Raw genomic sequence first — 16,973 nt, forward strand, 5'->3', positions numbered from 1 at the left:
CCTTTTAATGTTCAATAAATATGCAACTAAAGTAGGTCAATTTCTTAACGATAAGTTTCTAGATAAACCAAGAAAATGCGTGATTTTAGTGATTTGTTGACTTGGATTGTATTTTGAAACTATGCAATTGGATCGTCAGATATACCTTTTTTAGGGGTTTTTTTTAGAAATACGCATTACGAAAAAATCAGTTGCTAATTTAAAAACTCTCTTGTATGATAAACAAACAAGTAAATCGTAAACATTACTGTTTGGGATTGGTGAAGTAGAAATAGTGCCGGCTAAAGTTGTTACAGAGCATAATAATTTTAACTGTCTTGGTCGTTGATGAGAGAAGGATAGATATAAACCTAATTTGAGAGGAGAGATTTTTATTAACTCAAGTAAGAAGATTCCAGTATATGTACTAAGCGGTTTTCTTGGGAGTGGTAAAACCACCGTGTTATTAAATATGCTAGAACATTGTAAGAAAAAGGGGCTACAGCCGGGAATTATTTTAAATGAAATAGGCCAAACAAACGTAGAAGGTCATTTATTTGAAAATCAAAAGGTATTTGAACTGTTAGACGGTTGTATTTGTTGTACGATCCAAGAAGATTTAAAAGAAACAATGAACGAGTTGATAACGGAAATGGAACACAGTCCACTCGATGTTTTATTTATTGAAGGAACCGGAGTAGCCAATCCGATGGAAATACAAGAAGTTCTTCTGAGTCATCCATATACTGATCAATTTGACTTAATGTCTATTATTACAGTTTTGGATGCTAGTAATTATTTGGAGTATCAAAGCATATTTTCAAGCTCAACAGAAGTCCGGAATTTAATACATGAACAAATGATTTGTGGAAGTCTACTGGTGTTAAATAAGACGGATTTAGTTCCTTTAAATCAACTTGAAAGTATTAAACAAAAAATCACAAAGAAATCGAAACAAGAAAAAACTATTATGGAAAGTGTCTACGGTAAAATTGATGCTGAATTGCTTTTTGAAAAGCGTATCCACTCTGTTACGATTGGAAAATCGCCTTTGGATGTTGAACATCATCATCATCACTCGACATTGCAAGCGCTTAAGTTGGAGGATTGCCCTGTAGTTCGAAAGAAAGAATTCGAAAAATGGCTCAAACACCTTCCAGCCAATGTACTACGAGGAAAGGGGTTCGTTGAAATCGAAAGCTCACACCAACTTTACAGTTTCCAATATGCTTCAAGGAAGGTAGCATTTACTCCAGTCCCCGCCGCTTTAAATAGAAAACCAGTTATTATTTTAATTGGCTTGGGGCTTGACACAGAGCAGATAAACGATCATTGGAAGCAACTCGTAAAGCAATGAAAATCGTATTTTTTTGCGTAGCACTTTACAGAAATTAAGGATATTAGAGAGATAGGAGTACGATTCATGACAAGCAAACGAAGTTTAGGGGTGAGCTTACTTTTCATAGGAGTGCTCCTCTATTTCTTTTTATCAATAGGATTCACAGAAATACAAGCGGCAATTCCAAAAAGCATATTGCATGTAAATACCATTTTTCTGAGCATCGTATTAGAAGCATTACCCTTTGTGTTTCTTGGGGTGTTTACATCAGCTCTAATCCAAACGTTTGTGTCTGAAGAGGCTGTACAACGGTTTATTCCTAAAAATCCTATTATAGCAATCGTGCCAGCTGTACTAGTAAGTGCAATTTTTCCCGTTTGTGAATGTGCAATTATTCCAGTGGTGCGAAGATTGATGAAAAAGGGAATGCCGTTGCATATAGGTATTATTTTTATTGTTGGGGCACCTGTATTAAATCCCATCGTCTTTTCATCTACCTATTATGCCTTCCAATCTACCCCAGCAATTGCGTATGCCCGGATGGGATTGGCGTTCGTATTGGCCATTGTAATTGGTAGTCTCATATATGCTTTCTATCGGAATCGTAATCAATTAAAGTGGACAACAGAGGAACTGTTGGATAGACCTATACAGTCGGGTGGCAGGGAAGTCCCTAAAATAAAAGCTGTATTTTATCATGCAAGTGATGAGTTTTTCGATATGGGGAAATTTTTGATCATGGGCGCAATGATTGCCAGTTTATTTCAGACGTTCTTTGATAGGGGTCTATTGGTAAGTATTGCTGCCAATGACATGACTTCACCTCTTGTTATGATGGGATTTGCGTTCATCTTATCACTTTGCTCCGAAGCGGATGCATTTGTAGCATCCTCGTTTGCACACACATTCTCCGCAGGATCACTCCTTGCTTTTTTAGTCTATGGGCCGATGCTAGATTTGAAAGGTACGATTATGCTATTTGCTTATTTCCGTGCTAAATTCGTTATAGGCTTAATGGCTATTATTACTGTGTCTGTATATGTGATGATTTTGATATACCAATACTTATTTATGTGAGGTGCGTTATGCAGGAAGAACGGGATTACAGTTCTCATGCTTTGTTTAGAGGAATTATATTACTAGGTTTTTTTCTACTCTTATTTAGATTGCTAGTATCAGGGGATATTACTTATTATATTGCTCCTAAAATGATTCCCTTTTCTTATTTTGCACTTGTGATTTTATTGGTATTGGGGCTTATGCAACTATGGAGAAGTGGATCGAAGAATCTGGAGGAATTATACTGTAATTGTGGCTTTAGCCATACTCAAACTGGAACACCCTTACAAACATTTTTTATATACACTTTGTTTGTCTTACCTGTTCTGACTGGATTGTGGTTTCCAATGACCGTTTTAGATAGTTCAATTGTCGCCAAAAGAGGGGTTATATATGGAACAGGTTTGAATACCACACTGCCAGCCGTTAGAAATGATGAAACGGATACCTCCTATGACTTGCCAGGAACAGATCCTGACATTGTAGAAGAATCCATTGATGGAACGAAGACTGATGAAGATGTGAACTATGAAAATGATGAATACCCTAATCGTATGGAAATTCTGAGAGATGAACTATTAGAAAACGATAAAATCATTGTAAGTGAAGCAAGATATCTGGATATTACCGATAATATTTATGCTTATCTCGATTGGTTTCTTGGTAAGGAAATAGAAATTGTTGGGTTTGTATACAAGCAACCTGACTTGGAAGAAGATCAGTTTGTAGTTGCACGATTCGGAATTACTTGTTGTGTTGCAGATGCTTCTGTCTTTGGCATTTTGTCGTCTTCTGGTGAAATGTTTGAAGTAGAGGAAGATGAATGGATTAGGGCAACGGGCTATTTATCGAAAATAACCCTAGAAGATTGGGATTATCCTTACCTGCAGATAACTGACATAGAGAAGGTAGAAGAGCCCGAAAATCCATATATAAATTAAACATAGCCCTTGTCAACCGGACAAGGGCTATGTTTTTTAGGTGTGATAATGTGCGGAAACCTGTTTATAGCTATCGTGAAATAAATGGACCTGATACAACGAAAGGAATAATACTCAATAAATGCCACCGCCATTGCCTGAACTAATGTGGTAACGGTCATCTCTACTTTTTAGGTTGTAGACTTAACCAACGTGTGTTCAAACTTCTATACTAACTCCAATAATCTTGTGAAACAGTATTTAAAGAATTCATTAATCATAATGAAGGTTACCTTATCACTCGCAAAGTAAAAAGAGTTCATTCATGACCTGAAAGTACAGGTGTGCTTAGTTTAAAGGAATTACTTTTCACAATATGAAATAAAAACAGTTGCTAATTCAAAAATGCTCTTGTATGATAAATAAATACTTAAAACGTAATGATTACGATTTAAGGGAATAAAGGAGGAGTTTTTTGTGGTGAATAAAAAGTTTTTATCTATTTTTTCAATTATTACTCTACTATTGCTCGCAGCATGCGGCAACAAAGAGCAAACGAATGAGAGGGTAGAAGCGGAAGGTAACGAAGACCTCATATCCGTTTATACTACTGTCTATCCGCTTCAATATTTCACAGAACGGATTGGCGGCGACGCGGTCGATGTACAATCTATTTATCCGCCGGGGGCAGATGAGCATACGTTTGACCCAACACAAAAGGATATGATGGCACTCGCTGATTCAGATTTATTCTTTTATATCGGACTTGGACTTGAAGGATTTGTGGAGAATGCCGAAAAGACAATGAAAGGCGAGCATGTCAAAATGATAGCGGTCGCTGACAATATTCCAGAAGAGTCGCTAGGTGAAGGACATGATCACGGAGAGGAGGGGCATGAGTCTGATGGGCACGATGAAGAAGAGCATGAGTCACACGAACAGGACCATGAAGAAAACGATTCACATGATCATGACGAGCATGAGCACAGCGAATTCGACCCTCATGTTTGGATTTCTCCTTTATTAAGTATAGAACTCGCAACGGTAATTAAAGACTCACTCATCGAAGCATCTCCTGAAAAAAAGGATATGTTTAAAGAAAATTTTGAAGGGTTAAAAGAGGATTTACTCGCCCTCGATCTGAAATTTAAAGACATGGCTTCCAATGCTACTACAAAAACATTTTTCGTTTCACACGCAGCTTTTGGTTATATCGCTGATTCGTATGGACTTGAACAAGTAGCAGTTGCCGGATTAAATTCGCAAAGTGAACCTTCACAAAAGGAATTGGCTGCTCTTGTTAAATACGCGAAAGCACATGGAGTGAAATATGTTTTATTCGAACAAAACGTCTCCTCTAAACTAACTGATGTCATTCGAAAGGAAATTGGAGCGAATTCACTGATGTTGCATAATCTTGGTGTTCTAACAAGTGAGGATGTGGAAAACAAAGCAGACTATTTATCTTTGATGGAATACAACATTGCAACACTTGCGGAAGCATTGGGTAATAAGTAAAGCGTAAGGAGTGGGAGAATGAAAAAAAGGATACCCGTAACGTTGTTAAGCCGCTACTTAGGTTCGGGGAAGACGACCTTATTGAATCATACTTTACACAATCGACACGGGCTGAAAGTCGCCGTCATCGTTAATGATTGGTATTCGGATGAATCAATAGGAAATTACGGAAGGCTTAGATAAATGCTTGCTTACGGAAGAAGAATTAGTGCAAGATTGGACAAGTTTTGTGAATCCATTGCCTAATTTTCAGATCGAAATTTGACCTATAGGAGGAACTAGTATGAGGGTAAATATCACATTAGCTTGTACAGAATCAGGAGACCGCAATTACACAACTACAAAAAACAAACGCACTAATCCCGAACGGATTGAATTAAAGAAATACAGCCCGCGCTTGAGAAAAGTCACGATTCATAGAGAAACAAAGTAAAAAAATTTGCAAAGTTTTAAATCGTAATGATTACTAATTATGGAGTGGAAATAGAATGGCGAAGAAATCTAAGGTAGCGAAAAACAAGAGGCAACGGAAGTTGGTTGCTCACTATGCGGTACTTCGTAAAGAATTGAAAGAGAAAGGTGACTTTGAATCGTTAAATAAGCTACCTAAGGATTCTTCCCCGACACGATTGAAAAATCGATGCGAACTGACGGGTAGACCAAGAGGATATATGCGGAAATTTAACATGTCACGGATTGCTTTTCGGGAACTTGCGCATAAAGGGCAACTACCAGGTGTTAAAAAAGCCAGTTGGTAAAAGCTATTCAACCATTCAGTTACTATAGAATGGTTGAATTATTCCAATGTGAGGTGCGGGGAATAAATGAGCCTGTATCAGTTTAACTCAGGAAACGGAAGGGAGATTAAATATCTTGCTAATAAAACAACAACTGCTTAGCGGTTTGGTACTCATTTTACTTTTTTTAGGAGCTTGTAGTAATAAAACGGAGGAATCGTCTGCTGAGTCAAAGGAAGAGAAGAAGCTACTAGATAGCACGAGTACAGAAATTGTATTAGACAAGATACCCTCTGAAATTATTTGTTTAACAGAAATCTGTGTGGATACCCTGCATCTTTTAAAAATCGAGCCCAGTGCTGTATCAGCTGCTGGAATCACGCAGGAATCAGAATTTTTTGGAGAAGCGGGTGTCGCTATCCCATTGATAGGCGGAACTTTTTTTGAGCCAAACATTGAAGATATTTATCAAAAGAATCCGCAACTGGTTATTGGTTTAGGTGGCGTTCATGATAGCTTGCGTGAAAGTTTAGGAGATATACCGCTATATATAGTTAGTCCATTGTCATACAAAGATTCTATTGAATTCGTACGTGTAATGGGAAGCATAACAGGAAGGCAGGACTTGGCCGAGGCTGCAATTAAGAACTTTGAGGGAAAAATTGAATTATTTAAAGAACAAGCATCTATGGATATTACCGCATTAGTGATGTACGGATCTGATGTGAATTTTGGTATTGATACAAAAGAAAGCGTTGTCGGCTCTTTATTAGCCGAAGGCGTCAGCTATCCATGGTCTACTGGTGGAGATGCTGAAAGTCATACTAGTGGGGGAGCTCAATTTTCCTTAGAGGAAGTCCTTAAGCAAAATCCAGATATCATCTTTGTCGAAACATTTTCCTTTGATAAGAAAGGACCGACATTGTCCGATCAACTCTCTGAAAGTCCAATTTGGAAAGAATTAAAAGCTGTTCGAAATGATGAGGTCTATGAAGTTAGGACCAATATCTGGGCAAACGGTAGAGGGATAGGTTCATTATCAATTGTTTTAGATGAAGTGACTGGGATTATTGAAAACGGTAAATAAGCCGAGAAGTGGGCAAAAAATACTTTCCATTAGTTTATCCCTCGCACTTTTATGTATGGTTCTATCGTTTGTTCTACTCATTTTAAGTTTAATGTTGGGCGAGCCTAGACTCTCATTTGCTTCCTTGTTACAAGTGTTGGATGGGCAGGCCACGAAGTTAGAGGGAATTGTTGTTTTTGAGATACGATTTCCAAGATGGGTTGTGGGATGGATTGCAGGGGCTCTTTTAGCACTTGCTGGTACAATGCTTCAAGACGTCCTTCAAAATGACTTAGCAGGACCGGAATTGACAGGAGTGTCAGCGGGTGCTGCGATGGTAATGGCATGTGTTACTATATTTAGCTTGCCATTATCTTTTTCACTTTATCCGTTAGCAGCACTGACTGGCGCTATGTTTAGCGGACTTATTGTGGTCACAGTAGCCTCCAGTAAATTGCGACGATCTTCTATCTTACTGGTCGGCGCTGCTATGACCGCAACAATAAATGCACTGGTGATTGTGGTGATAAGCATTGGAAGTCCAAATGACATCGGATTGTTGTTTTTCTATCTCATCGGCAGTTTAGCGAACCGAACGCAAGAGCATGTTTTGGCCCTTTTACCTTGGTTTATCATCGGCGTTCCTTTGGCATTACTTGCCGGAAAAGCTTTAAATGTTTTCCGTTTGGGAGATGAAGCGGCAAAGGCGCGGGGAGTTTCCGTAGATCGCATCAGGCTTTTGGTATTTGGAATAAGCGCTACCTTAACTGCTGCTGTTGTCGCTTATTGTGGTCCAATTGGTTTTGTTTCGCTTATTATCCCTCATCTAATACGTCGGGGTGTTCAAAGTACAAACAGCTATGTTGTTATGCCATTAAGTATTCTTGCGGGCGGAACATTTTTGACAGGAATGGATTTAATTACACGAATTTATTTTTATCCGGTTGAAATTCCTGTAGGATTGCTCACTTCCATAATTGGTGGGAGCTGGCTCTTGTTTATGTTTATAAAAAGGAGAACCGGCTTATGAATATATATACTTTTAAAAGATTATGGTCTATTCTATGTATCTTACTTTTGCTGTTCTTTTCTCTTCATTTGATTTTAGGTGGTTTGAGTGTGGAAATTCAAACAGTTGTTAAAGAGCTCATGAATCCTAATCATGATTCTACAGTCCGGAATATTCTTCTAAACCTGCGTTTACCAAGAGCGATTATTGCTGTTCTTTGTGGGGGGATGCTTGGGTTAGCAGGTGCTTTATTGCAAAGTGTCATTTCAAATCCATTAGCTGAACCCGGTGTTATTGGTGTGACAGCTTTGAGTACGCTGTTTGCTGTTCTTTGGATTACCTACTCGCCATTTTCCATTCTTATGAGTTATAGCCTTCCTGTAGTGGCAGCTATCGGAGCAACGCTTTCTGTTGCGTTGCTTTATCGGATCTCGAAGTTTCCTCATATCGGGATGCAGAAATTGGCTTTGATTGGTGTACTTTTTTCAGTTATTATACAAGCTTTTATTTCTCTCATTCTATTGCAGCAACAACAAGCTATGGGGATCATTTTACTATGGATGATTGGATCGCTAAACGGACGTACATGGTCGCAATTTTATATGGTGGTACCTTTTGCACTGATTTTGATACCGATAGCACTTTCTTTTGCAGGTATAGTGAACGGCTTGCGCCTAGGTGACGAGAAAGCTCAAACATTGGGCATCAATTTACAATCATCAAAAAAATACATACTGCTTGTTGCGGGATTACTAACTGCAGGTGCCGTTTCAACAGTTGGAGCAATTGCGTTTGTAGGACTCATTGGACCGCACATCGCCAGACACCTAGCTGGAGAAGATGCCCGACTATTCCTGCCTATAAGTTTCTTGACTTCCTCTTTACTTTTATTGGCTGCAGATATAATTGCTCAAGTTGCAGTTCCATTACTGCCGGATGCTTGGGTACCGTTTACTATCCAATTGCCGACGGGTGCTGTAACAGCTTTAATTGGCGGACCCTTCTTTATGTACTTAATTTCTAAAAACATGAAAGGTGGTAAAGTCAGTTGAGTCAACAAGATATACAATTGCAGGATATCGGGATTTCTTTTGGCTCAAAGGACGTAGTGACAGCATTTACTGCAACGATTAAAGAAGGGAAAATCACAGTTCTTTTAGGCCCGAATGGCTGTGGGAAATCAACGCTATTAAAAGCTATTTCAAATATTGTAATGCCTCAAACAGGTAAAGTTTTGCTTGGAGATACACTGATTTCAAGCCTTTCTGCTAAAAACCTGGCAAAAAAAATGGCGTTGCTCCCGCAAGTTTACGATGCATCGATTCGGATAACGGTGGAAGAACTGGTCGAGCAGGGTAGATATCCCCATATGGGTGCAATTGGCATGCTCAGAAAACAAGATCATATTGCCATCGGAAAAGCTATGGAGATGACTTCAGTTAATCATTTGAAGAATAAATTATTGGACAACTTGTCTGGTGGAGAAAGACAGCGGGCATGGCTTGCTTTAGCGCTTGCTCAGGATACACCGATTATATTATTGGATGAGCCGACAACGTTTTTAGATATCCAACACCAATTAGCAATGCTTGAATTGATAAAAGAGATTAATCAAAAAGAACAAAAAACAATTTTATTGGTATTACATGACTTAAACCAAGCACTTCAATATGCGGACGAAATTTTATTGATGAAAAACGGCTCGCTATATATTGGCGGAAAACCGAAAAAGGTATTGAACGCTGAAACGATTAAAGATGTTTACAATGTGAAAGTCAGCTTAATAGAAGATGCACAGTCGAATAAATCATTTATTCTTCCATTCCACTGATTCTGTGTAAAATGTCACCTTACGGACGTTTAAAAAGCAAGTTAGTAAAGTCTATCCAACCATTCTTTAATTAAAGAATGGTTGGGTTTTTAAGTTGTAAATACGTGAGGTGAGGAAAATGCATGATCGATTAATGGAGTTTTTACTAAGAAGCGAGGTTAAAAAGCTTACGGAAGAAAAAAGGAGCCTGTATCAGTTTGTCATTGAGTTAGAGGATTCTTTGGCTGAAAGTGCTGAAACGGCTGATCATTTTCTTAGTCTTCTAGTGGAAAATTCTCCGTACGAACTCGCGGGCCGTCATTTTAAATTGCCCATAACAAAAGTGGTACATCTGATGACTGCTATTGAAGTAGAATTAACTGGAAAAATCGAAACAAGGTGTGGAAAGATGAAATGGGTTGACTATACTGATCACTTACTGCAAACGGCTGAAGAGGGACGGAGTAAAGAGCTATTTCTGTTTATCAATTAATAAAATTGATTGTAGCGTAAAGAGCAATTAACATGATTATCTTCAATGGATGTAGCTCTAGAGGATTACTAAAAAATTGTAAATATTGGTGTCCATCCTTTTTCCAAGTCGATTTAGAAAGTAGACAGATTATGAACTCAGACGATATACAGCGCCTGTAAGAGGATTGATGAGATGGAATGAATTCTTATAAGGAACGAAATTCCAGTGAACGTGTAAACACCAATCTCAAAGGTTATTTTCTACTAAATCAGATCTAACATTATACAGGAGAGAAAGCCAAAGTTCATTTCGTCGGAGTTCATATTGAGTGCAATACTAGTAACTTGCAGTTAATCAACTCATCCAGCTTCAACTATTCACAACAGCGTAATCGGAATTTTCATTCGTTTTTTAAAGAAATCATTTGGACTCTGTTTCTTTATGATTTTTTAAGAGTACGTAATATGAAATCGATTCAATTGACTTTTAAAAAAGGGAAGAGTAAGATACGGAAGTACTCTAATTAGAGTACTTTGTTGAAACCGAAAAACATATTTTATTAGAAAGAAGGAAGAAATACATGAAATTTATACATTTCTTAAAAACAAAAGGGGCTATTGCCGCTATTTTTATGGGGATTTTTTACGCAATCGCCATGCTCGGAATATTTATCCCCGGGTATTCAGCCATTCCGAATAATATTGATCAAATGCCGATCGCTATGGTGAATGACGATGCAGGCGAATATGGGATAATGATTGCAGAACAACTTGCAGAGAAACTACCATTTGAAGAAATTGAAACGGATTTGACAAACAAGCAAGCGTTAGCACAATTAGAAAAAAATGAATTGGCGTTAATCATCCATATTCCTGTAACGTTTTCTGAAGACATGCAAAATGGGGAAACAGCATCAAGCATTGACTTTACAACCAATGGAGCAAGTGCGACAGTTGTTTCTTCGACAATGACTTCCATCGTTAACGAAATCAATAATCAATTAAGCGCACAGTTTTCCACACAAACAGCACAAGGTGTATTGATGAATTTGAATATACCCGAAGAGCAAGCAACTGAAATGGCGGAAATGATCGAAACTGCATATGCTGGAAATTTGGTCACGATCAATGAGATTCCAGCGGGCATGAATAATACTATGCTACCAATGTTCTTAACAATGGCCGGATACACGGGTGCAATGATTGGCGCTATGCAATTAGTCGGAGCATTTAGAGCCAGTCGCGGAAAAGCAAGCAAAACGCGGCTATTCTTATATGTTCAATTAACAGCATTGTTAATCGCGGTTGTATCATCCCTTGTAGCTTTGGGTATAGCATATTTAGTCAGCAGCCATGGAGCTGACATATTTGTGAGCCTGACTGCACAGCAAATTTTGAACTATATGGTATGCTTCAATTTCACGGCGATTTTAATTTTCTTGATGGGTGAAGGCGGAATGGTTCTCAACTTGCCAATACTATTGGTCCAAACACTTGCCAACGGTGCTACAATCCCTCGGGAAATGATGTACTTGCCATATGAATGGATGAGCTATATTTCGCCGATGTACTATTCTGTCCAAGCGTACTTCGCGACATTATATGGCAGCGTCAGTGCAGCGCCTAATCAGTGGATGATGGTGGCTGTGGGAGCCGGGGCTATGTTAATTAATATATTAATTGTGGCTTTCCTTCACAAGCCGCAGCCTGTATCGGAACCTGAAACAGAGTCTGTAAGTATTGAGACGGCTGAAATCACTGCATGATTTTGTTACAATGAGGGAGTCACTTGCCGAAGGAGATTGATCATGACAATCCAAATATACATTTTGAGTAAATTAATCGAAGGCAATAATTATCCATATAAATTAAAAAGACAGCTGTCGGATCCGATTCCATTTGATAAACTTGCCGGATTGACAGAAAGTAAGTTGTATTATAATTTTAATACTTTAGCAAAACAAAGACTTATCGAGGCAGTGGAAATCATCAAAGAAGATCATCGGCCTGACAAGCAAGTATTTTCCATTACTGCAAAAGGCCGTGAAGAACTGCCGAAAAAAATATACAAGTTATTTGAAAAAGCCGACAAAATCAGTGAAATGCTTGTGGGCTTAGCCAGTATCGAGTACGTTGATCGCGACAAAGTGATTGCCATTCTTGAAAGGAAGTTAGCCGATCATAAAGACCGCTGGGAGTATTTGAAAAGTTTAAATGAGCACGTAGATGTTGGAAAAGAAAAAGAAAAGCTCATGGAATTTATGGGCGATTATTTCCCCAGCAAGGCCGAGCATACAGCGAGCTGGCTTGAAGTGTTGATAGACCTTATAAAACAAAGAAAAATATAATTGGATGAATGAATCTAACGCTATTGGAAGCTAGTACTTCCGTGAATTTAAAGGGTTTATACCATATGAGCTATGTTGGTATCAGCTTTTATGATTATTGCTTACTGTATGGTTTTTATTAAACAAAAGAAGTCTTTTGGGTAAAGAAAATTACTTTATTAAATGAACCGTTACGTCCTTGCATAAGGAAATAACGGTTCATTTTTATTTTCATTCAAGTAATTGTTTGTCTGTCCTGTAGAATAGAGATACATTTTATTCAAATGAGTGCTTGCGTCCGTCAAATTTATCACTAGTTGAAATCGATCACTGATATGGTGGGCTTCAGGAGGGGCTTTCCAAATCTCAGTGGTAAGAGAGCCATCTCTTGAGACATAATTTATATTAGCAAAAAAAGAAAGCTAGATAACTGCATCTTCTATCTCTCTTGATTCTACGGGGTTAATGACCCGACCATCGGCTAGGTTCACCATGATGGTAGCGTAACTCTTTCTCTTTTTCATTGCGAAATCAGCGATACAAATGGCTTCAATGTCCTCTTTATTTATTACCAATATGCTTTTTTGAAAATTACAGATTGTGCTCTTTTCCACTTCATTATAAAACGATGTACAAACAATTCAACTAATTGTGGAAGTAACCTCTTTTTCATTTACTTTAAAGAGAATGAAGAGCCATCAATAATTTCAACGTCTTTCCTTGCTTTTACTTCATCCATTAATTTGAAAAGCGCCTCATCTTTTTTCTTAGCCTCAATCATGCAGTCAATTCGTGGAATACTGCCCTTTATTTCATGAAGGAATCTAAAAAACATATCGATGTCTACATAATCTGAATGATGGCGAAAAGCTTTATCACTCTTTGGACTTGATATATGCATTTTTATTGAGAGCGGAGAATGTCTCCATGTCTGAATAACTCTATTCCAGTTGGTTTCCCAATTTGTACCTAGGTGATGGGCCAGATGATGATGATAATCGAAAACTAGAGGTATATCTAGTTTTTCACATAAGTAAAGTGTATCTTCTAACGTAAAAGAAGTATCATCATTTTCAAGCATAATCATATTTTGAATCCTTTTCGGGACGTCCATCCAATTATCAACAAAACGTTCAAGTGAGAGTTCGGTTTCTTTATAATTACCACCAACATGCATGACACAGCGATGAGTCGGGTCAATCCCCATCGCCTTTAGTAATAAGTAATGTAGCTTTAAGGTACTAATTGAATTTTTTAAGATATGCTTCTCTTTAGAATTAATCAGAACAAAGTGATCTGGATGAAAATCAACTCTAATCTTATGTTTTTTTGCGAAATCTCCAATCTCACGAAGCGGTTCTATTAATGGCTTTATATAATTCCATTTAAGAAGCTCCTCGTGGTTTGCTAAAGGAATAAGGCGAGAGGTTAGCCGATAAAAATGAATATCAGACGCTACATTATGTTTTAACAGTCTTAGTGTATTATGTAAATTCGAAAGTGCAATACGTTCTAATTTACGGATGGCAGCTTCCCGATCATCAATTTTTTTGAATTGGGTAAAAGTCATTGTTTGCGAAGGGGATGCATTATCAAGTTCCATACTCATTGCGACATAACCAAGACGTACAATCGTCATTTATTCCACCTCATCTGTATTATCATTATTCAGCAAATGTTTATGTACTGAAAGCGAAGCGTCAGCTACAGAAGACTCTCACCTCCATAGGTGGGAGATGAATGCGTTTTTTTTACCTGTTAAGCGGGTGTCCAAATGTCCGCTGACCAAAGAAAGAATGGCAATCTAAGTTCGCCGCGTCCTGCGGCAACGGTTGCATGACCTACATCCTGTAGGCCTCAAGCTCGATTCAAAATCTGGACTCAATAATTGAATAACTCTATTCTTCGCGGTTACCATTCCACAGATGACCCTGAAATACGTTTGACTCCTCGAATTGCAGCTATTTCATCTACAAGTTTCAGCATGGCAAGGTTTTTTTGTTTTGCTTCTATCATTATGTCAAAGTCCTTATTAAGCTCCTTTGCCATCTTTAAGAAGGGGAGGACAAAGTCTAAAGAAACAAAGTCGGCATGAGAACGATAGGCTTGATCTGATTTCGGTGAAGAAATGTGAACTTTTGGGACAATATTAAAGGTATTCCAAGTCTTAAATATGCGGTCTAAGTAAAGAGGGAGGTCACTCTCCACGTTATTCGCCATATAGTGATGATAATCGAGTACCATTGGAATGTTTTCCTTTTCACAAGTAATGAGTGTTTCCCGAACATCATACGTTTTATCATCATTTTCTAGCGTCATCTGCTTCTTAATTTCCTTTGGTAATTTTTTGAGATTTTGATGGAAACGGTTTAATGACGCAGTTTTATCCCCATAGGCTCCGCCAATATGAATATTAATTAATCCCGTATCAAGAATGTTCATAGCTTTGAGCATCCTAAAATGATATTCCATACTTCTTACTGCATTCGTTGTGACTTCTTCTCTTTGGCTTGTGAAAAGTGTAAATTGATTTGGGTGAAAGCTTACTCTAAGCTTGAAATTTCGGACTAAATTCCCGATTTCTTCCCATTCGTTTTTGAATGGAGTTAAGAAATCCCACATCACTTCCGGATGGGGTGCTAAAGGGACAAGTGAGCTTGAAAACCGGTATAATTCTATTTCATGCGCGATATTATAATACAAAATTCTTTTTGTGTGCTGTAAATTTTGTGCTGTTATCGATTTCAATTTTTCCATTCTCTCGTTTATAGGGAGCGTTGAATACCGTGTAAAAGTTAGAGTTTTTGATGGACTCGCATCCCATAAGCCTAGTGCATTACCTACATATCCGAACCGGATTTTCATCTACTTTTCCCCTTTATTCAATACTTTGAGGTTGAAATCTAATCTGACACATAATTTCTAAGAGCATTTTAAACAGTGAGGGGAAATTTATACATAAATATTATCTGCATAAATCCATTTATGTATACACAAAATGAGAATGGTTAACCCGCTTCGTTAATTGAGTAGGCTTTATATAAGCTAACGGTCCATGAGAGGCAATTGGTTCAACCTTCCTTTTACTTGTTCATATAATGTATTGAGAGGAGGTTAAACTAAATGGATCGATTTATTCTTTTGATGTTGGCTAGTATTTTAGCTGGATTTGCATTATTAAAGGTTCCCTTATCAGATACTTTTTTAGCGGGTTTAGAGCCGATAACTAACTTAATAGGTATTTTGGCAATTGTGATTTTCTCCCTTGTCCTAATGTATAAAGGTTTAATGGCGCTACTGGGGAGAAAATGATAAGAAGTTTAGACTCAGAAGTTATTCTGAGTCTTTTTAAGTTACTACTCACAAATATATTGTTATCTAAAAGGTTGCAAACATACAATGGCATTGTAAAAAAATATGGTATTTCACTCTTATGGGTAACACTTATTCAACTAACGAGTACGTTACTGAAAGAGGGAATAGAAATATGAGAAATGAAGATAAGATATGCTATCTAGATTGTACAGGCTAGAATATTTTGAGTTTTTTTGATACTTTCACTTGAATCCCCTATTATAGAAGGAACAAGTCTAGTCTGAAGTGGTGGCGATTTTGACGAAGATAATACCATACAAAACTAGGCAGCAATTATAAATAGAAAAGGCGGTTAAAGTATGCACGTGTGGAAGCCCGCTTGGGATGGGAAGAAGCAAATTGGCACAATGTAGTAGATAGAGAAACGAAGTATGAGGGGGGCAATTTATTGATAAAGTATGAGTGGCGAAAAAACGATAAAAAAATCTATTTACCAAAACAGATACCTACTATTTACAATGATACCGAAAAGTCGTATATCAAATTGCAAGGTGCAGGAGATCCAGATAGCGATTCATTCCGGGTAAATGTGGAAATTTTATATGCATTGTCTTATAGTATTCGAATGATGCCAAAGGGTGGCTACACACCAAAAGACTACTATGAATATACAGTATTTCCGCTTGAAGGAATTTGGGATTTAGATGAAGAGGGAAGAAAATTAGATTACCTGGATAAAAATCATTTTGTCTATCAACTAATGATCAGACAGCCTGACTTTGTGACGAGGGAACTTTTTCAAAGGGCTGTTGAAAGTGTACGAGCAAAAAAGAAACATTTACCAGTTGATACAGCAACACTCGAATCTTTATCTGATGGATTATGTGTTCAGATGATGCACCATGGTAGCTACGATAAAGAACCAGAAACGTTTTCTAAGATGGAAAAGTATTGTGAGGAACAAGGTTTGATACGAATTGAAAAAAGCCATAGAGAAATCTATATTACAGATGCAAGAAGAACAGCTCCAGAAAAATTAAAGACTGTGCTAAGATTTAAAGTTTCTAAATAAAAAATGTTCGTTTCGCGCTTTATTTATAACGAATCGTATTCTCGAATACCCCAAGCTGTATTTTGTATATTTCCATTCAATTAGTAATGCTATTCTATGCCAGACGAATGAATTCGAAAAAGAGTATTTGAAGTTGCAAAATACATAAGTGGTCAGTGTATATAGTTAAAGAGAATATTGGGTAGCGTTAACTCGGAAAAGTAAGTCTTTATAACAAATAACGTCATGAAAAGCCTTACACATATTATAGAGATTGAATAGAAGAAACCTAGGTATATCAGGAATTAAACGCTCTAAAAACGTCCTCGTGGGACATTATGTAACGAAAATTGATTCAATAAAAAACAC

General features: G+C 37.6%; 17 protein-coding genes and 1 pseudogene. 16 read left to right on the top strand and 2 right to left on the bottom strand.

Annotated features, from left to right (window positions below; all coding sequences use genetic code 11):
- The first annotated feature begins 439 nt into the window (after positions 1 to 439).
- The 14 genes and pseudogenes from MKY15_RS15760 to MKY15_RS15825 all read left to right on the top strand — a co-directional run bounded on the left by MKY15_RS15760 (position 440) and on the right by MKY15_RS15825 (position 12,259).
- Complete coding sequence (locus MKY15_RS15760) at positions 440 to 1,336, top strand: GTP-binding protein (protein ID WP_342537971.1); 897 nt, start codon at positions 440 to 442, stop codon at positions 1,334 to 1,336.
- A 66-nt stretch (positions 1,337 to 1,402) separates the two neighbouring features.
- Complete coding sequence (locus tag MKY15_RS15765; protein WP_342537972.1) at positions 1,403 to 2,395, top strand: permease; 993 nt, start codon at positions 1,403 to 1,405, stop codon at positions 2,393 to 2,395.
- Positions 2,396 to 2,403: 8 nt separating this feature from the next.
- Positions 2,404 to 3,318, top strand: coding sequence for a TIGR03943 family protein (locus MKY15_RS15770; RefSeq protein WP_342537974.1), 915 nt, complete (start codon positions 2,404 to 2,406; stop codon positions 3,316 to 3,318).
- A 456-nt stretch (positions 3,319 to 3,774) separates the two neighbouring features.
- The gene (locus MKY15_RS15775) at positions 3,775 to 4,815 is read left to right on the top strand and encodes a zinc ABC transporter substrate-binding protein (protein WP_342537976.1); all 1,041 of its coding nucleotides are present in this window, start codon (positions 3,775 to 3,777) and stop codon (positions 4,813 to 4,815) included.
- 18 nt (positions 4,816 to 4,833) lie between these two features.
- Positions 4,834 to 4,953: pseudogene (locus tag MKY15_RS15780) on the top strand (GTP-binding protein); the annotation flags it as partial.
- Between the two features lie 145 nt (positions 4,954 to 5,098).
- Positions 5,099 to 5,248, top strand: a complete 150-nt coding sequence (gene rpmG / locus MKY15_RS15785) for a 50S ribosomal protein L33 (protein WP_187047410.1) — start codon at positions 5,099 to 5,101, stop codon at positions 5,246 to 5,248.
- Between the two features lie 55 nt (positions 5,249 to 5,303).
- Complete coding sequence (gene rpsN / locus MKY15_RS15790; protein WP_342537977.1) at positions 5,304 to 5,573, top strand: 30S ribosomal protein S14; 270 nt, start codon at positions 5,304 to 5,306, stop codon at positions 5,571 to 5,573.
- Between the two features lie 115 nt (positions 5,574 to 5,688).
- Entirely contained in the window at positions 5,689 to 6,639 is a 951-nt protein-coding gene (locus MKY15_RS15795) for an ABC transporter substrate-binding protein (RefSeq protein WP_342537978.1), read from the top strand.
- Positions 6,623 to 7,648 carry an iron ABC transporter permease gene (locus MKY15_RS15800; RefSeq protein WP_342537980.1) on the top strand — a complete coding sequence of 342 codons (1,026 nt, stop codon included), beginning with the start codon at positions 6,623 to 6,625 and terminating at the stop codon, positions 7,646 to 7,648. Before MKY15_RS15795 ends, MKY15_RS15800 begins: the two co-directional genes overlap by 17 nt.
- Positions 7,649 to 7,737: 89 nt before the next feature.
- Positions 7,738 to 8,679 carry an iron ABC transporter permease gene (locus MKY15_RS15805; protein ID WP_342537982.1) on the top strand — a complete coding sequence of 314 codons (942 nt, stop codon included), beginning with the start codon at positions 7,738 to 7,740 and terminating at the stop codon, positions 8,677 to 8,679.
- Entirely contained in the window at positions 8,676 to 9,458 is a 783-nt protein-coding gene (locus MKY15_RS15810; RefSeq protein ID WP_342537983.1) for an ABC transporter ATP-binding protein, read from the top strand. Before MKY15_RS15805 ends, MKY15_RS15810 begins: the two co-directional genes overlap by 4 nt.
- A gap of 118 nt (positions 9,459 to 9,576) precedes the next feature.
- Positions 9,577 to 9,930: a hypothetical protein gene (locus tag MKY15_RS15815; protein ID WP_342537984.1), complete on the top strand. Its 354-nt coding sequence runs from the start codon at positions 9,577 to 9,579 to the stop codon at positions 9,928 to 9,930.
- 562 nt (positions 9,931 to 10,492) lie between these two features.
- Entirely contained in the window at positions 10,493 to 11,677 is a 1,185-nt protein-coding gene (locus MKY15_RS15820) for an ABC transporter permease (protein ID WP_187047417.1), read from the top strand.
- Positions 11,678 to 11,719: 42 nt separating this feature from the next.
- Entirely contained in the window at positions 11,720 to 12,259 is a 540-nt protein-coding gene (locus MKY15_RS15825) for a helix-turn-helix transcriptional regulator (RefSeq protein WP_187047418.1), read from the top strand.
- 652 nt (positions 12,260 to 12,911) lie between these two features.
- Here the strand turns inward: MKY15_RS15825 and uvsE (MKY15_RS15830) are convergent.
- Both uvsE (MKY15_RS15830) and uvsE (MKY15_RS15835) read right to left on the bottom strand, forming a co-directional pair.
- Positions 12,912 to 13,877, bottom strand: coding sequence for a UV DNA damage repair endonuclease UvsE (gene uvsE / locus MKY15_RS15830; protein WP_338652834.1), 966 nt, complete (start codon positions 13,875 to 13,877; stop codon positions 12,912 to 12,914).
- A 272-nt stretch (positions 13,878 to 14,149) separates the two neighbouring features.
- Positions 14,150 to 15,103: a UV DNA damage repair endonuclease UvsE gene (gene uvsE / locus MKY15_RS15835; protein WP_342537988.1), complete on the bottom strand. Its 954-nt coding sequence runs from the start codon at positions 15,101 to 15,103 to the stop codon at positions 14,150 to 14,152.
- Positions 15,104 to 15,361: 258 nt separating this feature from the next.
- Between uvsE (MKY15_RS15835) and MKY15_RS15840 the strand changes: the two genes are divergently transcribed.
- Complete coding sequence (locus MKY15_RS15840; RefSeq protein ID WP_067207961.1) at positions 15,362 to 15,550, top strand: hypothetical protein; 189 nt, start codon at positions 15,362 to 15,364, stop codon at positions 15,548 to 15,550.
- A gap of 451 nt (positions 15,551 to 16,001) precedes the next feature.
- Complete coding sequence (locus MKY15_RS15845; RefSeq protein WP_342537990.1) at positions 16,002 to 16,625, top strand: GyrI-like domain-containing protein; 624 nt, start codon at positions 16,002 to 16,004, stop codon at positions 16,623 to 16,625.
- Positions 16,626 to 16,973: the final 348 nt, after the last annotated feature.

It is taken from the genome of Sporosarcina sp. FSL K6-1540, from assembly GCF_038620285.1.
Taxonomy (GTDB): Bacteria; Bacillota; Bacilli; order Bacillales_A; family Planococcaceae; genus Sporosarcina; species Sporosarcina psychrophila.